A 17,029-nucleotide genomic window follows, 5' to 3' on the forward strand; every position below is an offset into this window, starting at 1 on the left:
CACTGTATTAATCCTCTACCTCTATCAAGAAAATCTTCTTCTCAAAAGTCCCTCGTTTCTCTGCTTTCTTACGACGAATTTCTTCTATCTCTTCAAGAGTGGTTCCATGAGCCTTGGCAAATGCATGAACGATCTCCATTAAATCAGCCAGCTCTTCCAAGGCTTCTTCCCTCGTTTCTGCATCTCTGTACTCCTCTAATTCTTCAAAGCTTTTATTCTTCAATTCTGTAATGTATTCTTCATCAGAAAGGATTCTAGTGGAGAATTTCTTTCCGTTGGCTTCGATAATTTCCGGTATTCTGTCACGTACTAGTTTGTTGTATGTAGGCATAGAGCTTCCTCCAAATGAAATATGAATATGATGATAACTTCCAGGTTTATCTTACCAAATCATTGGAAAAAGAGCCATCTGACGATAAGGCTCTTCTATTTTTCATATTTTTTCGCCTAATAGCCTTATTAGAGGAACTAGTTATTACTGACAGACTGGGCAATGAAACTTCCCAAAATTACTGCATCTCCACTCCTAAATGCTTCTTCTTATCCGGCACATTTATTATTAGACGAAACCTCTGCAGATGGTCATTTCACCTTACTCTCCCTGTTCTATGAGAAAATACTTAGCATCTGGACCTTTTCCAAGGTTTTGTTCGTGAATGCCCTTTATTTCCCCTGACTCGGCATCCATATTGATGACGAGTCGCTTCACCTCTTGGGATTGTTCTACAGCATAAAAAGCAACGGTCCACATTCCAGAGCTAATTATGGCTTCTTCGAGCTTGACGGTTATGCCTTCTTGTTCATAATGAGCAAACCATTCCTTCACTTCGCTATTCTCTTTAGCCGTCTCACGTGCCCTCTCCATCGTCAAGATAACAGGTTTTTCAGCATTCGTCAGTTTGATAGGTATTGAAGTTTCAAATGATTCTCCTTCGTGCAATTCAAAAGAGAAGGTTACCTCATATTTGCCGCTGAATGCCTCTGCTGTTTGATTATCCGATACCCTCACCTTCCGTTTGAACGTCACCTCTTTTTCAACGTTTCATCAGGATTCAGTTCTCTTACATCAGCGGGATCGAATATATCATCACATGCAGCATTATTAGATTCGGTATCTGAAACGAGGTATGAATCGGCATCACCCTTTTTCACATAAATACCGAAGGGGACTCCGCATCCGCCGTTATAAATTATGTTTTCACCACTTGTATTGTTGATGGCTGCATCCACCTTGATTTTTTTCCCTATATCAATCTCTGCCTTCAAGGAAAGACCTTTCTTTTCAAAAGTATGGGTGAGCGACTCTGTATCACTATTCACCGGTTGACTCCCTGTCCCGCATGCACTCAGGAATAAAACCAAACACAGCAATGCTTTCTTCATCTCACTCCTCCTTTAACTCAAAAGGTATACTTAATTTTCTTCTTTGATTTCTTTCCTGTAAGTTTTTAGCATAGTACCAACTGATTTAATGAAGTGTTTTCCAGACCTTAGGCAATGTAGTCGTCAGTATCATTACGACTATAAAGCTCCCAAAGATGATGGAAGGAAGGAGCCCTTTCCTCATCTAAGTCTCTTCTTTTACAATCAATCTATAATTAGACGGAGTACCGTTAATTTATGTTTCATCGTACTCTTTTTATTAATGTATATATTGGATTGACAGTTGACTCGTCCCCTCATCAAAACCTTCAGTCCCAAACAAATTTTTACAAATATTTTACTTTCATCTTTGGACAAAAATTTAGTATACTGGAGTGGGAGGTGATGAAATGGAAGAAAAAATGATTAAGCTGCTAACTGAAATGAATCAAGAAATGAAAGGTTTCAGGAAAGATTTGAACAGCTTAAAAGATGATATGGATCAACGGTTTGATGGTATGAATGATCGCTTCGATGGAATCGATCAAAGACTGGACCATATGGATCACCGGTTCGATGGTATGGATCATCGTTTTGACAGGGTTGAATCTAAGCTTGATGGAATTGGTCATCAGTTTGAACTAACGAATGAATCAAGACTACAAGATGTTGACTTTATCACAACTAAAGTTAACAAACTTGAAAAGGAAATCTTTATATTAAAAGGCAAAAATAACATCTGATACACTCTTTTCCTACCCCATTCTTTAATCCTTAAGATATTTTCCTCTTGTTTATTATTCCTTCACCTTGGATGCTGTGGACAGGTGTCCCAATGCAGTTAAAGAAAAAAGAGACAGTGAGCCTGTCCCTTCATCCTGTTAACAATTATTTTTTTCCATATGACACTTTAGCAATTAATTTACTGCCCTTATTCATTATTCATGAAATTCTGTCTTCCCAAATAGTTTAATACCGTCTGAGAAAACTCTTGATGAGATTCTTTCGTGTATTTGGCAATGGTGTATATTTGGGCTAGATTCTTGAGTCCTAACCTTTTCGTCATTTCCTTCAGTTTCGGGTTGGCCATGTAGCGTTCCCAGCCCTTTTCGTTTCTTTCGTTATAGATCTCCTTGATATCTTCATCAGAATAATCCTGATACTGCTCATAATGAACAAGTCCATGCTGTGGCAGCCTGTCCCGCAGAGCAGGGTCTTCTGCCGGATATCCTAATGAAAAGCCAACCACAGGTACGACATTCTCAGATAAGTTCAATAATTCACCAATTTGATCACAGTTTGCAAGGGTCGAACCCATATAACAGATGCCCAAGCCCTCATTTTCTGCCGCTAATGCACAGTTCTGTGATGTCAAGGTTGCATCAATGGCACCGATCATAAAGCTCATATAATTATCAAAATGCACAGGTGCATCGTTGAGAGAAAGCCATTTCCTCATTCTATTGAAATCTGCACAAAATGTTATCAGCACCTGAGCATCTACAACCATGGACTGTTCCATATGCGCAGAATATAATTTTTTCCTAAGCTCTTTGTCCCTGGTCACGACAATGGAATAAGACTGCATGTTCCCGCTTGAAGAAGCACGAATGCCTGCATCGAGTATCCGGTCCAGCAATTCCTGGCTTACCTCCCTGTCTTCATATTCCCTGATCGATCTGTGTCTGTGTATAACCTCGTTCACTTCCATACAACCCATTCCCTTCTGTCATTTTTTTGTGTATTGTACCTTATTTCGGTTACTAACGTTATTTCCCTCTAATTCCTTCCCAATTGTGCTGAAAACATCGGTTAATAAATATCTCATTACCTCCGCAGCAAGTGGTACATAGGTATTGAAAAAGAAATACCAGCACGCAGGCATACCAGCATATATGATATAATTCGAAGTGGAAAATAAAGATAGAGGTGACATTCTTGGCCATTCATGTTGTACTATATCAACCGGCAATCCCTGCTAATACCGGCAATATCGCACTTACCTGTGCCGCAACGGATACCGCTTTGCATTTGATCCGTCCAATCGGATTTTCAACGGATGAAAAAATGATCAAACGTGCAGGACTTGATCATTGGAATTCTACAAACATCACGTATTATGATTCATTGGATGACTTCTTTTCAAAGAATAATGGTGAGTTTTACTATATAGAAACATATGGTGAAAAAACCCACTCATCCTTTAATTTCAGTGATGCTTCCAAGGAACATTACTTTATGTTTGGAAAAGAAACAACAGGGTTACCGGAAGATTTACCGGAAAGATATCCAGGCCATTTCTTGAGGATTCCGATGAATGATCATGTTCGTTCACTGAACCTTTCCAATACAGCCGCTATACTGGTGTATGAGGCGCTGCGCCAGCAGGGTTATCCTCATTTAAAGTAAAAAATCTTCCGGTATGGAAGATTTTTTTCGAGCTTAATCAGAAACTTTCCTGAGACATGAAATCAGTGTATAGCCAAACAATATCCCTGTTGCAGTGGGTAGAATTTCTGTTGCACCGATAAAGTAAAATAGTTGTCTGGGAAGGAACTGAATATAATCAGGTATGATCCAATAAAGAACTGGCAGCAGTGTAATAAATAGAGTTGGAATACCAACTATCGCACTTCTGATCCAATCATAATTCCAGTTTCCACTTTTATTAAGATTTTAAAATAAAGTGGGGATAGCAAACAAAACACCAATGAAAATGGAGAATGCAATCGAAAACCAGTGCAGTGTTCCTGAGATCGTAAATGTTTCTTTGGATTCTTCCACCAGTTGAAATTGATACTGTAGTCCGTAATAAAGAGTACACAGGATGACTGAAATATACAGGCCATACAACAAACTAAGTCTTAAATGTGTCATCTTCTCTCCTCCTCAATACTTTATACGGTTTAATAGGAGGAAAGTTTCGATTTTCAAACTAATCATACGAGAGGACCATTTGACTTTTTAGACTTCTTTCAATCATCCAATACTCTTGCTATTTAAGAGGTTTCGGTGGCCAGACCTCCGAGTACAGAAAATTGATTTACACCTTCCTCAACCTTAATAATAAAATAAGGATTTAAAAATACAGAGGGCCAGGCCAACTCTCCATAAACAGAAACAGAAGCAAAGGGAACCTTTCCCCTGCTTCTGTTTTGTCTCCTAAAACAACTCCATCTGCTCCACCTCACCAAGCCTGTTAAGTGCCTGTGGTTCATGATCCTGAAAATAGGCCTGATGCAGCTGCTTTTCCTTTGTCATGATCTGCTTATTGGAATCAGCAGCCTTTCGTAAGCGGCAGCTATAGATGACCGGGAAGTAATCCCGCAAGAATTTTCCTTCTGCATGTGCTGTTAGGGCAATGATCTGAAATCCTAGTTGTTCTGCAATAAAGAAGACCGGATTTAATACGTGATCACTGGATGCTTTTCCAAATGGATTATCCATGATCACCACTCTGTGGCGTTTCATGTTTGCTTCAATATGCTTTTGTTTTTCGGCAACATAGTTGAGGATTCCTAGGAAGAGTGTCATATTTTTGCTCCATTTTTCGCCGCCGGACCAGACATTGGATTGCTCCCATGAGTAGGATCGGGTTGTGACCTGGTTGTCGTTTGTGACTTTGCGGCAGGTCACCTTCATTATTTCATTGTTCATGACAACACGGAGGAGTTGTTTGGATTGGATCCATGTTTCAATCTCTTTCCGGACCTTTCCAGTATCTTCACTTCCCTCATGATTTCTGAAGCCCTCGGCTTCCAGTTGATCCAGTATCCATTCTATGTGCTTGCGGATGCGGCTTTTGCCTTCTTCCTCTGTCCATTCTGGAATGGTGAATTTGTAGATTTCCTTCCACTTGTCCTCTACTTTCACCTTTGTTTTTTTCGGAATGAGTTCAAGCTCCCCTGCAATCGTACGAAGGTGACTATTGATATGGCTGACAAATTGCTCGAGTTGTTTGTCATGGTCCCTGATACTGGCTTCATTGTATTTAATGGCTGTTTGAATGCGTTTTTGCATATGGGTTTGGAATTCCATGACTTCTTGGTACGTACGTTTTGTCTCAATCCCATCCCGCGCCATTTTTTGCATTTTTACATTCGTGATTTTGTTTTTACAAAAAGATTTGAACATCTCCTTTGCTCGTTCAACCTTGGACCACTCTTTCGATACCTTGTCTTTTCCTTGTCTCAGTTCTGAAGTGACTGTCTTCACAAAGCCGAGTCGTTCATAAGTGAAATCCTGGACCTCGTTTTCAGATAAGACAGTTGCAGCAATTGATGGTCCTTTGAAATGGTGGGCTTCTTCATATCGGTCCAGTTCGTGGAAAGCATTTGTAATGGAATCAAGCTCTTTGTTGAAACGCTTTTGTTCACGTATCAAGAAGGCATGCTTTTCCTGAAGCTGGTTCTTTTCTTCAAAAAGCTGATCCTCGACATCTGATAGGGAATCTGTAAACCGATCTGGCTCTTCTCCCTGAAATTCTTTCTTAAATTGATCAATTGCAAGCTCTACCACTTGCTCCTGCTTCAGCTTCTTCCCTCTTACATCATCAAATCGCTTTGTTATCTCTTGAACAACAAGGTCCAACTCTTTCATTTTCCCTCTGAGTGCAGAAATCTGTTCTTCTCCGTTTGGAGGGAAATGCATGTCTTCATTCAATGGACCATAGTCTAAAACGATTTCTTCCATCGATTTTTGAAAACTGGTTTTATCCTTTTGAGCACTTTCTAATTGAACTTGAATTTCACGACGGGTGCTTGATAGCTTACGTAATGAAAACTCCAGTTCCTTGCGTTCTCCTTTTAGAACATTAATGGCTTTACTGGAATACTTCGGATTGGACGATTTCACTTCTAGATATAGTGGATCTTCCATCAACGTAGTGTAATGATAACGTTCGCTTCTTTCCAGCTCTTCAATTCGTTCCTTTTCCCCTTGTAATCTTTGAATTTGACGTTGAGTACCCCTCTTAGATCGTTCAAATTCATTGATTTGCTGTGTCAGGTCATCTTGGATTTTCTTTAGCTCTGTCTTTTCTTTTTCCAAGCCGAGATATTCAATAGCTGCCTCTAATTTCCGCTCCAGCCCCTGATGTTCTTTTTCAAAGGAATCGATTCGCGACTTCTGAGTAGAGAGCAGCTCCTCAAATTCGTTCATGTTTGTCTGCAGTCTTTTTTGCTCTGCCCTAAGTTCTTGAATTTCTTGGTTGAGCGTCACCAGGCTGTCTTTCCGATCAAGATAGCCTCCATAAGGAAAGTCTCGTAGAAAAGCTGATAGTTGTTCCGCGCCTCGATTCCATTCTTCCAACCTGGCTTCGGTTTCTTTTCGGGCATTTGTTGCTTCCTCTGCCTGCTCCTGCATCGACTGTTTCCAGTCTTGGAAGGCTGTCTCCTGTTGATTCTGTGTCCAGTGACTGGGAACGATCGGGGAGGAAGGGTGATTCTCCCCTTTGACGATTGCACGTGCTTCTTCGATCGTTAACACCTCTATTGGAAATTGCAGATGCTGGTTCAAGTGTCGCACTTTTTGTTTCAGCTGCTTCTGTTCATTTTCAGTTGTAATGAGTGTCATCGGCCACAATGGATACTCTGCTGCTTCCCCTAAGGCGGATTCCTCTAATGACTGGATAAATTGTACACCCGTTTCCAGAAGATCAAACTGATTGCTCCATTGTTTGATTTGCTTCTCAAGATACGGATCGGCAAAGAATAGATTCTGACTGCCGTAATCATCCAGGAACCGGTGTGCGATTCGTTCCCGATGCAACCGGTCTTCTCGGTTTTTCTCTATCCTTTGAATGGAATCGCGGATTTGCTGTGTAATAGATTCCTGTTTGAGATAGATTGACTCATGGACCGCCCATTGGGGTCTTATCGAGCCTAGTACAGCTTTTACCTTTTCGTGTGCTTGCTCTATTTGTTTTATCTCCAATTCCAGTTCGAGGTGTGTACTGTCTTTTTCTTCCTTCTGTTTCTGCACAGACTCCTTTTGTTCCTTCGCTTCTTTAATCTTGCCTTCAAGCTGTTTATTTTCTGTCTTCAACTGCACAATGTCAGTATCCAGGGAAACCAGACGATTTTCCCATTGCTTGGCACTGCCTCTAACAGATTCCTGATCAGGGTTTGATAGAATCCGATTTTGGATACGGCTCATTTGTTTATCCAGGTTCTGAATGATTCCAAGGTTTTGGTTGAACGCACCTTGTGTTTGTTTCAGCTGGTTACTTATTCCTTTTTCCTTTTCACCCGCATCTTCTATCTGATCAGCAATCGGTTGCTTTTCAATCAAGAACCCTTGCGTTCGTTTCGTGCTTTCTTCCAGCTCGTTGGAATAATACCCCATTAGCTCCTGACTGTTTTCATCGAGCTTGTCTTTTATTTCTTCTATATCCAGATCATGATCCAGTGTGTCCAGCTGGTTATGTAATGACTCCAGGCGATCTTCTGCTTCCTTGTGCTGCTGTTTCAGCTGGGCTAATTTCAAGGAGTGGAAGTTTGTTTTTGCTTCCTTATAATCTTCTTTTCCAATTGCGAGCTGCTGTTCGGCATCCTGCTGCTCCACGTCCAAGCTGTCCAGACTAGCTTGCTTTCTTTGAATGCTTAAAGACAGCTCCTTTTTCAGGTGATCCCTTTGTGCTTTTTCCCATTCCAACTGCTCTGCTTCGGTTTCATCAAGGTCCGTCCTCCTGGCTTGCTGTTGGATGAGGATGAGGTTCATGACCGCCTTGGCGCGTTGTTTGGTCAGGTTGTATTCTTGCTGGTGTTCATGTAATCCTTCGTATGTTTCCACATAGCGATTTAGCTCTTCTTCAATCGTTTTGTTTTCTTCGATTTGCTCCTTTAGCTCTTTGTATAGTTTGAAACTGGAGCGATGTTTTTCAAAGGTGTCAGCAAAGGCATTTTCATTATGTCCCGAGATGGCCCCTTCTACGGTTGGAATCAACAGGCGGTCAAAAAGTTGATTTGTTTGCTTGCACTCATCAAAGAAGGCTTCAACGCCGCCTTCGGTACTATTGATTTTCACGATGCTCTCCCACTCATTGGCAATGATGTGATACTGTTCCTCGATATGTTCCTGGAAGGCTTTAATCGTCTGGAAAGTATGAGCATTCATATACTGCTGTGTCATGATTTGATAATAATCGGAAATCTCTCCACGATCAGAAGGCCGGTTTGAGCCTTTGCGGACAAACGGAATGTCCTCAATCCCGTGCCGGTCCCCTGTCTGATACGGATACACATACCTGTAGGAGCCGAGGCCATCCTTTGTTAAAAATAAACTGACACACGTCACCAAATACCGTCTCGGATTGTCTGAAAGGATCCATTCTATCGCAATATGTGCAGGGTAGTTGTCCAGCTGCAGGGTCTGTTTGATTTTACGGTCCGATAGATTTGTATGCGGGATGATGGCTTGAAGGGCCGTCTGGATAAAGACGGTCTTTCCGCCGCCGTTTTCCAGCAGAATCGCGCCATTATAACCGTCAAATCTAAAAATCTCATCATTATACCGCTTCATCCCATCCTCATACAAGACATTGGTAAAACGGACTTTACTAATCGATGGCATGCTCGTCCTCCTCCTCCCATTGATAGATAAACTCAAGGATGCCTTTGTTGTATTCAACTTCCATAAAAAAGCGCTGCACGATCGTTTTCGCTTTTTCCGTTAAAATGACTTCATTGTTTCCTATCTCTTCAATCAAGCCTTGATCGATTAAAAATCGTTTGGCTGTATCCATGAAGCTTAAACGGCTGATTGTATTGCCGCTCTGCTTTTTCGCCGTTTCTTTTATATCATTCATATCGTCCCATTTCTCAATAACCTGCTTCCAGTTGTAAGAAAATCCCTGTTCCCGGGCACGAAGTTCCTCTTCATCATGCTCCATCAGGACATGGATTTGGTCATTTACGAGTCGGGTCCAGTCATCAATACTGATGAACTCCCTTGTCGGTTCGAGTGTTTGATAACTATCATAAAAGGCTCCGAACAAAATAATCGTCGAGAAATAAAGCAAATAAATATCAGCATTTGTTGCTCCTGATTTTAAATAGGTTCGCTTGATAAAGTCATTGTTCACATGAAAAGGCGACAGCTTTGTCTTCGGAATCATATAGATCTTGTCACCCGCACGTATAACAACACAATCTACACGGTAAGCAAAACCATCCACTAAACCGCGAATCGCATCATCCGCGATATATAAAGAAAGTGCCTCCTCCTCTGCCTGACCCTCACGAGCCAATAGCGTATACAGCTCAAATGCCTGCATGACTTTGCTTTCACTATAATTCATCCGGTAAGCCCTCCTCTATTGCAATCTCCATATTCTGAATCGAAAATCGGTCTGTCACCTGTATCGTGTCTGGTTTTTCTTTTACCTGCAGCGTCCGATTTCCGAGTTGTTTCAGAGCATCATCCATACTGTGCTGCTGCTCGTCTCCTTCTCGCTTTATTTGACCGGAAACAAACGGAGCGCGTTGGTGCAGCGTGATCCAAAAATCGTAGAAAAAACGCTGATCGAGAACCTCTGTCTTCTTGGTCACTCGTAAAAATTCTATTATACTAGCAAGATCATAGCAGCCTTCATCAAGTGCAGACAACACGATTTTCATAATTGCTCCATAGTTTTTCCGCAGCCGTTCCTGGTAATCATTTTCACTTTGATGTCCAATCTCCATAAACCCATAATCCACGGATTCTTCACGGTCCTCACGAATGTTTTGTTCGGCAAAGACGGTCAGGGGCGACCACTGCTCAACCTGTTGTACATGGAGAAATGGGTGAAGCAATCCTTTCATTGCTTCTAATGGAAGCGGCGTTCCAATTAATCTGGCATTAATATCCTGTTCGAAGTTGAACGCCTCAATCCCCGTATAATAAAGTGATTCTTGTGCAGCTTTAAGTGTGTGATTTTTCAACTCAATACTTTGTTCGAGCAGCCTTGAGTGTTCGTAGTGTACCTCTTCAAGCTGATTGGTGATCTCGAGTACATAGGCATACATCTTCGTTTCTTTTTGATGATAATCCTTTTCGTATAGACGATCCTTGGTTTCTTTTACAAATTGCCTCAGCTCTGAAAATTCTTCATTTTCTCTTTCCAGTCTTGTATGAATATCTTGTAGTAGTACCTTGTATCGTTCAAAGGTTTCCTCAGAGACGATGCTGCGTTGGATCTCATGACGGAGCTTTATCATTCGCTCATTAAGAGACTCAACATCTATTCGCATTTCGTTTATTTGACGCAGTGCTCCCCGGAACTCGCCTTTTTCCAGCTGCTTACGAAGCATCAACTGATTAATGGAAAGCTGGAATTCACTATAAAATTCCTTCGTTGCGAATACGAGCTCTAATCCATCCTCATCAAGCGTATAGTACTGGGTGTTTGTTTTAGAATCAAAAGCCTTGGCTTTTAGAAGTGAATATTCCAGTTCTCCTTCCCCCAACGTTTCCCAGTCATGAAAGGCATAAGTCCGTTTTTTTCCTGTAGTCGGACGGAAGGTTTGGATAATGGTCGAGGCAATGTCTTCACACGCCTGTCCATCCAGTACATATTGACGTTCCGTTAGTCTCCGCAAAAAAATGGCCAGGTCCTTTGTTCCGACCTTATGGTTCCGCATGATCTTTTGTTCAAAAAAGAACAAGAGTGTCAATAAGCCGAGCCCTTTCATATCTATAGACATATCCTGCTGATCCTTTACTTTTTTTCGGTCTAGTTCATATAAAGGGTCAAATAAAGCCAGGCGGCGCATCCGTTCGCGAAACCCACTCGTGATGTCTGAAATTTCATTCAGTTCCATTCGGCCGTCCTCCATATATCCTGCAATTCACGTGTTTTTAACACTTCCTGCGGGTAATAATGTCCCCGCTCTATAACCGATTGAATCCTTGTTCGTTCTTCCTTTGAAAAAAATGATAGAAATGCTTCAACCGCTGTCTCATCCATTCGTTGATTTGTTTTCCCTACCAACGATGGCTTGTTCAAGCATGCATGGTAAAAGGGCAAAGCTGGCTTGACGTGTTGCTTTTCATTGAGCCGCTCCCATATAAACATTCCTGATCGGTCAATGTCTCCGAAATAATAGAACATGTGGATAGCATTTGGAATGGGAAGCTGTCGTTCAAATTGTTCAATGCTTCTAATAATCTTGTTTCCACTTCCATAGATAAGAGTACAAAACTGCGTTTCAGAAAGTGCATCTACAAGCGCTTGATACGTTGTTTTATTTTCTACAATTAAGTGTTTGTATAGTTTCTGTGTAGCAAGTACCGTTGGATTCACGGCAAACATTAACGGATCTGACACAGGAATAACCTTCATCGCTTCCCATAATGCAACTCGCTCAAGAAGTTCTTTTCCTTGTCCTTCTGTAATCCATTTCTCGTCTCCAACCAGCTCAACACTTCGTTCCGGAGCCGGCACTTCATTTTTGGGAAAACCATAAGTTTCTATATACTTATGTATGGATTGTAAATAGGAGAGGTCTTTTTTCCACTGTGAAGGGTCTAGACCAAAATAGGAATCTAATTTAATAGAAGGATGCAGGTGAAGACGATGATGCTTTATTTCTTCATGAAGTTCTTGTTTCAGTCGTTGCTTTTGAATTCGGTATGTATAAGCTACTGATGGTTTTCGAGAATTTCGCCCCTTTGATTTTACCATTTCTAACACCCCTGCCTCTTCAAAGGAAAGCACAAGCTCTGCAAATTCTTCATAAGACATTGTATGACCGGAAAAACTTGTTTCTAATTCTTCGATGGTTATGGTTTTCTTCATATATTTTAAAAGTTTCTCGATCACTTGATCCCTCATAACATCTCTCCTCAAAAAATGACAATCTTTTACTATTATTTTACTAGAGTTGCTTTGGTTCGTCAGTAGGGAATTGATAAAATGGCAGTTTAGGAAATTGTAATAGTATAGGTATGGAGTGAAGCCGTGGAAACAGGTCCCTTATCCCTGCCAAGGAATACGCTATAATCCACCGTTTTAACTTCTCCCCTTTTAATCAAGTGTACAAAGTTGATTTACACCTTCTTCAGCCTTAATAATAAGGAAAGGATTAAAAAATACAGAGGTGAATCACAAGTGGCAAACAACGCACATCCCCTATCAGAACCGTTAACTCTTCCTAATGGAAGCATCATAAAAAACCGTTTTTTAAAATCTGCGATGAGTGAAGCTCTTGGAACAAAGGATCACGACTCTTCTCCTGCTCTTGTCACCTTATACAACACCTGGGCTGTCGGAGGCACAGGACTTGTTGTGACAGGAAATGTCATGATCGACAGAAGTGCTCTTGGTGAATCGGGGAATGTTGTGATCGAGGATGAAAGAGATATCGAGATGCTCAGTAAATGGGCCAAGGCTGGGACGAAGAATGGTACTCATCTGTGGATGCAGTTAAATCATCCTGGCAAGCAGTCACCGAGAACCCTGTCCAAGAAACCTGTGGCTCCAAGTGCCCTACCTCTTTCCGGCAATCTAAAAAAGTTCTTTAATGAACCGAGGGCTCTTTCCGTAGAGGAAATTCAGGAGTTGATCACACGGTTTGGGAACGGGGCCAAGGTTGCTCAAATGGCCGGATTTACCGGTGTGCAGATCCATGGTGCCCACGGTTATCTCATCAGCCAGTTTTTATCTCCCTATCATAACCGGCGCAGTGATGAATGGGGCGGCTCTTTGGAGAATCGAATGAGGTTTTTAATGGAAGTTTATCTTGAAATTCGTAAACAAACCGGTGAAGATTTCCCAATCGGAATCAAGTTGAATTCTGCAGATTTCCAGCGAGGCGGGTTCACTGAAGAGGAATCTTTGGAGGTCATTCGCTGCCTGGCTGACGCGGGCATTGATCTTATCGAAATCTCAGGGGGAAATTATGAGAATCCTGCAATGCAGGGGGCGAATGTCAAAGAAAGCACCAAGAAACGGGAAGCCTATTTTCTGGAATTCGCTGCAAAGGTAAGAGACATCGTTTCTACCCCATTGGTCGTCACTGGAGGCTTTCGTTCTGAGAAGGCGATGACGGACGCAGTTGCCCAAGGAGCTATTGATATGGTCGGTATCGCCAAGCCCCTTGCCTTGATCCCTGACCTGCCGAATCAAATATGGCAGGGAACCTACGAAACAATCCAGTTAAAACCGATGAAAACAGGCTTGAATTGGCTCGATCAATCTGCCGGAATGTTAGAGATTGTCTGGTATGAGCAGCAGCTGGCACGAATGGGAAATGGAAAACCTCCCAAACCCGGCCATAGTGTCTGGCTGGCGTTAGTGCAAACCCTCATTACCAATGGGACTTCCGTTTTCAAAAAACGGCGTGGGTAGGAAGGACGGTTTTACTTTCCCCTCCAGAAGCAGGGCTGCCATTAAAGTGTGGGCTTAATTGTTTTTCATCCACTGCATCTGGTATTTAGTCAGCCAATTTCAATGAAAACCGCCAAGACCTCGTCTCGGCGGATTCATTTTACCCTTTAAGATCAGTAGTCTGTCCAGCTTGCATCCCCGGTAATGACGGGTCCATTGACGAAGCTGCATTCTTCGGAAGCAAGGAAAAGCGCAATGTTCGCGATCTCTTCAGGCCTCCCGACACGGGGGTTGATGGCCAATCCCGGTTTGATGCGTTCCATTCCGGATTGATTGATGTCTGTCATGGAAGATTGGATGTACGTTTCCACTCCGCCAGGCGCGATTGCGTTGCAGCGGATCCCTTTGCCGGCATACATGAAACCGGTGTTCTTTGTGAAGCCGACCACAGCATGTTTGGAAGCTGTATATGCTGCCCCTGCCCTTTCGCCATAATGGCAGCCGGCTGATGCGATGTTGATGATGACGCCTGATTCTTTTTCCAGAAAGATCGGCAGCGCTTTGCGTGTTGCACGCATGACACTTATTGTATTGACGGCAAAGATCCTCTCCCAGTTACCATCGACGATATCACCGGCAGGTTCGAAGTTGTCCATGATTCCTGCGTTGTTTACCAGGATATCCAATGCCCCATACGTATCGACCGTTTGATCGATCAGGTTTTGGATATCCTCTTCCTTGGCGACATTCGCTGCTATCGCAACCGCTTCACCGCCAGTTGATCTGATTTCCTCTACTGCCGCGTTGGCTTCTTCCTTGTTAATGTCAGAAACGACCACTTTCGCCCCTATGGCAGAGCAGCTGCTGGAAATCATCAAGCATAATCGATCTGTTGTTCTTTACGGGACGGAGGGTTCCTCGTCCTAATGAATGGCTTTGTTCAGGCTGCAGTATACACTATTTTGATGTGATAAATATACCATTCTCTTTTCCTGGCCAAATTTTTCACTCAACAGAAATATCTTCGCTGTCTGTTCTCCCTCTTCAGGCATCTATTCTGGATGAGCAGTTCAATAATCCTGCATCATTCCAATCCACGTTTGATACCCAGAGTCCGAATCCCTGCTTATATTCTTATAAAGAGTTTCATAACCATTTATGAACGGATAGTAAGATGAATCCTCTTCGTTCTGGATCATTTCTTTAAGTTCCTCTTCCATACCAAAAGCCCCTCTATTGGTTTATCTCTCAAAGTCATATACTGCACCCATCCTTTTTTATTCCATATAAGCGGAACAAATCCTGTTCGGTTGCGTCCTTCAGAAAAATAAGCGCAAAAAAATTTCACCAGCTCCTTCTGTCCACAAAAAAATAGTCAACTTTTTTCAATAAATCAAAATCATTACTATTTACAAATCGTAATAATTACGATATATTACTTTATGAGAAATCAAAAGGAGGATACATATGAAGAAAAAATGGTTGGTTTTATTTAGTTTATTCGTCGTCTTTACCCTTGCTGCATGTGGAGAAAAAGAGGAGATGAACAGTGAAGAACAGGGTTCGTCTTCAAGTGAGCCGGTGAAAATTTTCACGACGGTCTATCCCCTTCAATTTTTTGCAGAGAGGATTGCAGGTGAAGAAGCGGACGTTGAATCCATTTTACCGCCAGGATCAGATTCACATACATATGAGCCCACTTCTAAAGATGTCATGTCGATTGCTGAAGCGGATGCGTTTATCATGAACGGCGCCGGGCTTGAGGCGTATGCTGAAAAAATCGCTGAGGCTGTGGAGGCTGAAGATGTGAAAGTTATTGAAGCAGCTGAAGGGATTGAGCTCAGTGAAGGAGCCCATGACCACGATCACGGAGAAGGACATGATCATGACCATGGAGATTATGATCCACACGTGTGGCTGGATCCAATCCGCTCAATTCAGTTAGCGGAGAACATTAAAGATGTATTAGTAGAAATGAAACCTGAACAAGCGACACTTTTTAATGAAAACTTTGAAACTCTCAAAAGGGATCTTGAAGAGCTCCATCAGGAGTTTGCCACGGAGCTGGAAGCCGCTTCAGGCAATCACTTTATCGTCTCTCATGCAGCATATGGTTATTGGGAAGAAGCGTACGGTATACATCAGATTGCTGTGACCGGTTTGAGCCCGACACAGGAACCGTCCCAGAAAGAACTGCAGACACTTGTGGAGACAGCGAAAGAATATGGATTGACACATGTCTTTTTTGAACAGAACATTACGACGAAAATAGCTGAAGTCGTAAGGGAAGAAATAGGCGCAGAAACACTAAGGCTCCATAACCTTTCTGTCCTGACAGATGAAGATATTGAAAAAGATGAAGATTATTTTACTCTGATGAGACAGAACCTGGCACAGCTGCTTACAGCATTGGAACAGGCACCTGCTATAGAACCGGAAGAACACGACCATGATCACAGTCATGAATTGGATGAAGAAGCGCAGAAGATTCATAATGGGTACTTTGAAGATGATCAAATTAAGGACCGAGAGTTATCTGACTGGGAAGGCGACTGGCAATCCGTTTACCCTTATTTACTGGATGGCTCCCTCGATGAAGTATTTGCCCACAAAGCAGAAGACGGAGATAAGACGGCAGAAGAATATAAAGAATACTATACAATCGGATACAAAACTGGCGTCGAGCGCATCATTATTGATGGAGATACGTTCACATTCTATGAAGATGGAAAGAAATCGTCTGGAAGCTATGTATATGACGGGTATGAAATTCTAAACTATGAAGCTGGCAACCGTGGAGTACGCTTTATCTTCAAGCTTGCTGATGAGCAGGAAGGAAATATGCCAAGCTATATCCAGTTTAGCGATCACAGTATTGCCCCAACCGATTCCTATCATTATCACTTGTATTGGGGAGATGACCGGGAAGCCCTGCTGAATGAAGTTACTAACTGGCCAACCTATTACCCTTCTGACCTTAGCGGCCAAGAGATTGCTCATGAAATGATGATGCATTGATCATCCTTCCATAAGCCAAGTGCAGGTCTAATAAGGTGAAATCCGGTGCCACTGCTTTGGGGCACCGGATTTTTCTAAATTTTGTATTCGTTTTGAAGATAACTAATGCTCTCTCTACCCCAAGCCACTTCATCAGACAAAAAAGACATATAACAACAAATTTATGGCAATAAGACCGAATGCGGTTTGAATCATAATGTACATGGCAAACTCAAACGTTTTCAGTTTTCTTTGTTTTTTAGCCTTGGATATATGCCATAGATAAAATGCAGAACTAATGATAAGCAGGAAAATGGACATTGCATGTACCGTATCAGCTAGGACGATCAGTTCTACCCC

15 protein-coding genes are annotated in these 17,029 nt (G+C 42.1%); 4 read left to right on the plus strand and 11 right to left on the minus strand.

Going from position 1 to position 17,029, the window contains the following annotated elements:
• Positions 1-7: 7 nt before the first annotated feature.
• The 3 genes from AC4E8A_RS12265 to AC4E8A_RS12275 form a co-directional block, all read right to left on the minus strand.
• Positions 8-331 (minus strand): nucleoside triphosphate pyrophosphohydrolase, encoded by a 324-nt coding sequence (locus AC4E8A_RS12265; RefSeq protein ID WP_490193439.1) that lies wholly within the window; start codon positions 329-331, stop codon positions 8-10.
• Between the two features lie 261 nt (positions 332-592).
• A complete protein-coding gene (locus AC4E8A_RS12270; protein ID WP_490193440.1) occupies positions 593-1,009 on the minus strand; it encodes a hypothetical protein in 417 nt (138 codons plus the stop codon).
• A 14-nt stretch (positions 1,010-1,023) separates the two neighbouring features.
• A complete protein-coding gene (locus tag AC4E8A_RS12275; protein ID WP_490193441.1) occupies positions 1,024-1,383 on the minus strand; it encodes a hypothetical protein in 360 nt (119 codons plus the stop codon).
• A 389-nt stretch (positions 1,384-1,772) separates the two neighbouring features.
• Between AC4E8A_RS12275 and AC4E8A_RS12280 the strand changes: the two genes are divergently transcribed.
• Complete coding sequence (locus AC4E8A_RS12280; RefSeq protein WP_490193442.1) at positions 1,773-2,105, plus strand: hypothetical protein; 333 nt, start codon at positions 1,773-1,775, stop codon at positions 2,103-2,105.
• 188 nt (positions 2,106-2,293) lie between these two features.
• Here the strand turns inward: AC4E8A_RS12280 and AC4E8A_RS12285 are convergent, their stop codons facing one another.
• Positions 2,294-3,073 carry a nitroreductase family protein gene (locus AC4E8A_RS12285; protein ID WP_490193443.1) on the minus strand — a complete coding sequence of 260 codons (780 nt, stop codon included), beginning with the start codon at positions 3,071-3,073 and terminating at the stop codon, positions 2,294-2,296.
• A 227-nt stretch (positions 3,074-3,300) separates the two neighbouring features.
• On the opposite strand from AC4E8A_RS12285, the gene AC4E8A_RS12290 reads away from it, so the two are divergent.
• Positions 3,301-3,771, plus strand: coding sequence for a tRNA (cytidine(34)-2'-O)-methyltransferase (locus AC4E8A_RS12290; RefSeq protein WP_490193444.1), 471 nt, complete (start codon positions 3,301-3,303; stop codon positions 3,769-3,771).
• Positions 3,772-4,038: 267 nt separating this feature from the next.
• Here AC4E8A_RS12290 and AC4E8A_RS12295 read toward each other — a convergent pair whose 3' ends face one another.
• The 5 genes from AC4E8A_RS12295 to AC4E8A_RS12315 all read right to left on the minus strand — a co-directional run bounded on the left by AC4E8A_RS12295 (position 4,039) and on the right by AC4E8A_RS12315 (position 12,178).
• Positions 4,039-4,239, minus strand: a complete 201-nt coding sequence (locus tag AC4E8A_RS12295; RefSeq protein WP_490193445.1) for a hypothetical protein — start codon at positions 4,237-4,239, stop codon at positions 4,039-4,041.
• A gap of 285 nt (positions 4,240-4,524) precedes the next feature.
• The gene (locus AC4E8A_RS12300) at positions 4,525-8,934 is read right to left on the minus strand and encodes a coiled-coil domain-containing protein (RefSeq protein ID WP_490193446.1); all 4,410 of its coding nucleotides are present in this window, start codon (positions 8,932-8,934) and stop codon (positions 4,525-4,527) included.
• On the minus strand, positions 8,921-9,661 hold the full coding sequence (locus AC4E8A_RS12305; protein ID WP_490193447.1) for a DUF6063 family protein: 741 nt from the start codon (positions 9,659-9,661) through the stop codon (positions 8,921-8,923). Before AC4E8A_RS12305 ends, AC4E8A_RS12300 begins: the two co-directional genes overlap by 14 nt.
• The gene (locus AC4E8A_RS12310) at positions 9,651-11,165 is read right to left on the minus strand and encodes a replicative DNA helicase (protein ID WP_490193448.1); all 1,515 of its coding nucleotides are present in this window, start codon (positions 11,163-11,165) and stop codon (positions 9,651-9,653) included. The genes AC4E8A_RS12305 and AC4E8A_RS12310 overlap by 11 nt, the downstream gene beginning before the upstream one ends.
• Positions 11,156-12,178, minus strand: coding sequence for a Wadjet anti-phage system protein JetD domain-containing protein (locus tag AC4E8A_RS12315; protein WP_490193449.1), 1,023 nt, complete (start codon positions 12,176-12,178; stop codon positions 11,156-11,158). The genes AC4E8A_RS12310 and AC4E8A_RS12315 overlap by 10 nt, the downstream gene beginning before the upstream one ends.
• Before the next feature lie 276 nt (positions 12,179-12,454).
• Here AC4E8A_RS12315 and AC4E8A_RS12320 point away from each other — a divergent pair, with 276 nt between their 5' ends.
• Positions 12,455-13,693 (plus strand): NADH:flavin oxidoreductase/NADH oxidase family protein, encoded by a 1,239-nt coding sequence (locus AC4E8A_RS12320; protein WP_490193450.1) that lies wholly within the window; start codon positions 12,455-12,457, stop codon positions 13,691-13,693.
• 152 nt (positions 13,694-13,845) lie between these two features.
• Here the strand turns inward: AC4E8A_RS12320 and AC4E8A_RS12325 are convergent, their stop codons facing one another.
• Positions 13,846-14,547: an SDR family oxidoreductase gene (locus AC4E8A_RS12325; RefSeq protein WP_490198857.1), complete on the minus strand. Its 702-nt coding sequence runs from the start codon at positions 14,545-14,547 to the stop codon at positions 13,846-13,848.
• A 195-nt stretch (positions 14,548-14,742) separates the two neighbouring features.
• Positions 14,743-14,892: a hypothetical protein gene (locus AC4E8A_RS12330; protein WP_490193451.1), complete on the minus strand. Its 150-nt coding sequence runs from the start codon at positions 14,890-14,892 to the stop codon at positions 14,743-14,745.
• Positions 14,893-15,139: 247 nt separating this feature from the next.
• Between AC4E8A_RS12330 and AC4E8A_RS12335 the strand changes: the two genes are divergently transcribed.
• On the plus strand, positions 15,140-16,690 hold the full coding sequence (locus tag AC4E8A_RS12335) for a metal ABC transporter solute-binding protein, Zn/Mn family (protein WP_490193452.1): 1,551 nt from the start codon (positions 15,140-15,142) through the stop codon (positions 16,688-16,690).
• Positions 16,691-17,029: the final 339 nt, after the last annotated feature.

The organism is Bacillus sp. SRL337, assembly GCF_984799155.1.

Coding starts and splice junctions, on each gene's coding strand:
- AC4E8A_RS12300 (WP_490193446.1), bottom strand. CDS start 8,934: ATGCCATCGATTAGTAAAGTCCGTTTTACCAATGTCTTGTATGAGGAT.
- AC4E8A_RS12325 (WP_490198857.1), bottom strand. CDS start 14,547: ATGATTTCCAGCAGCTGCTCTGCCATAGGGGCGAAAGTGGTCGTTTCT.
- AC4E8A_RS12285 (WP_490193443.1), bottom strand. CDS start 3,073: ATGGAAGTGAACGAGGTTATACACAGACACAGATCGATCAGGGAATAT.
- AC4E8A_RS12280 (WP_490193442.1), top strand. CDS start 1,773: ATGGAAGAAAAAATGATTAAGCTGCTAACTGAAATGAATCAAGAAATG.
- AC4E8A_RS12310 (WP_490193448.1), bottom strand. CDS start 11,165: ATGGAACTGAATGAAATTTCAGACATCACGAGTGGGTTTCGCGAACGG.
- AC4E8A_RS12335 (WP_490193452.1), top strand. CDS start 15,140: ATGAAGAAAAAATGGTTGGTTTTATTTAGTTTATTCGTCGTCTTTACC.
- AC4E8A_RS12275 (WP_490193441.1), bottom strand. CDS start 1,383: ATGAAGAAAGCATTGCTGTGTTTGGTTTTATTCCTGAGTGCATGCGGG.
- AC4E8A_RS12305 (WP_490193447.1), bottom strand. CDS start 9,661: ATGAATTATAGTGAAAGCAAAGTCATGCAGGCATTTGAGCTGTATACG.
- AC4E8A_RS12265 (WP_490193439.1), bottom strand. CDS start 331: ATGCCTACATACAACAAACTAGTACGTGACAGAATACCGGAAATTATC.
- AC4E8A_RS12315 (WP_490193449.1), bottom strand. CDS start 12,178: ATGAGGGATCAAGTGATCGAGAAACTTTTAAAATATATGAAGAAAACC.
- AC4E8A_RS12330 (WP_490193451.1), bottom strand. CDS start 14,892: ATGGAAGAGGAACTTAAAGAAATGATCCAGAACGAAGAGGATTCATCT.
- AC4E8A_RS12295 (WP_490193445.1), bottom strand. CDS start 4,239: ATGACACATTTAAGACTTAGTTTGTTGTATGGCCTGTATATTTCAGTC.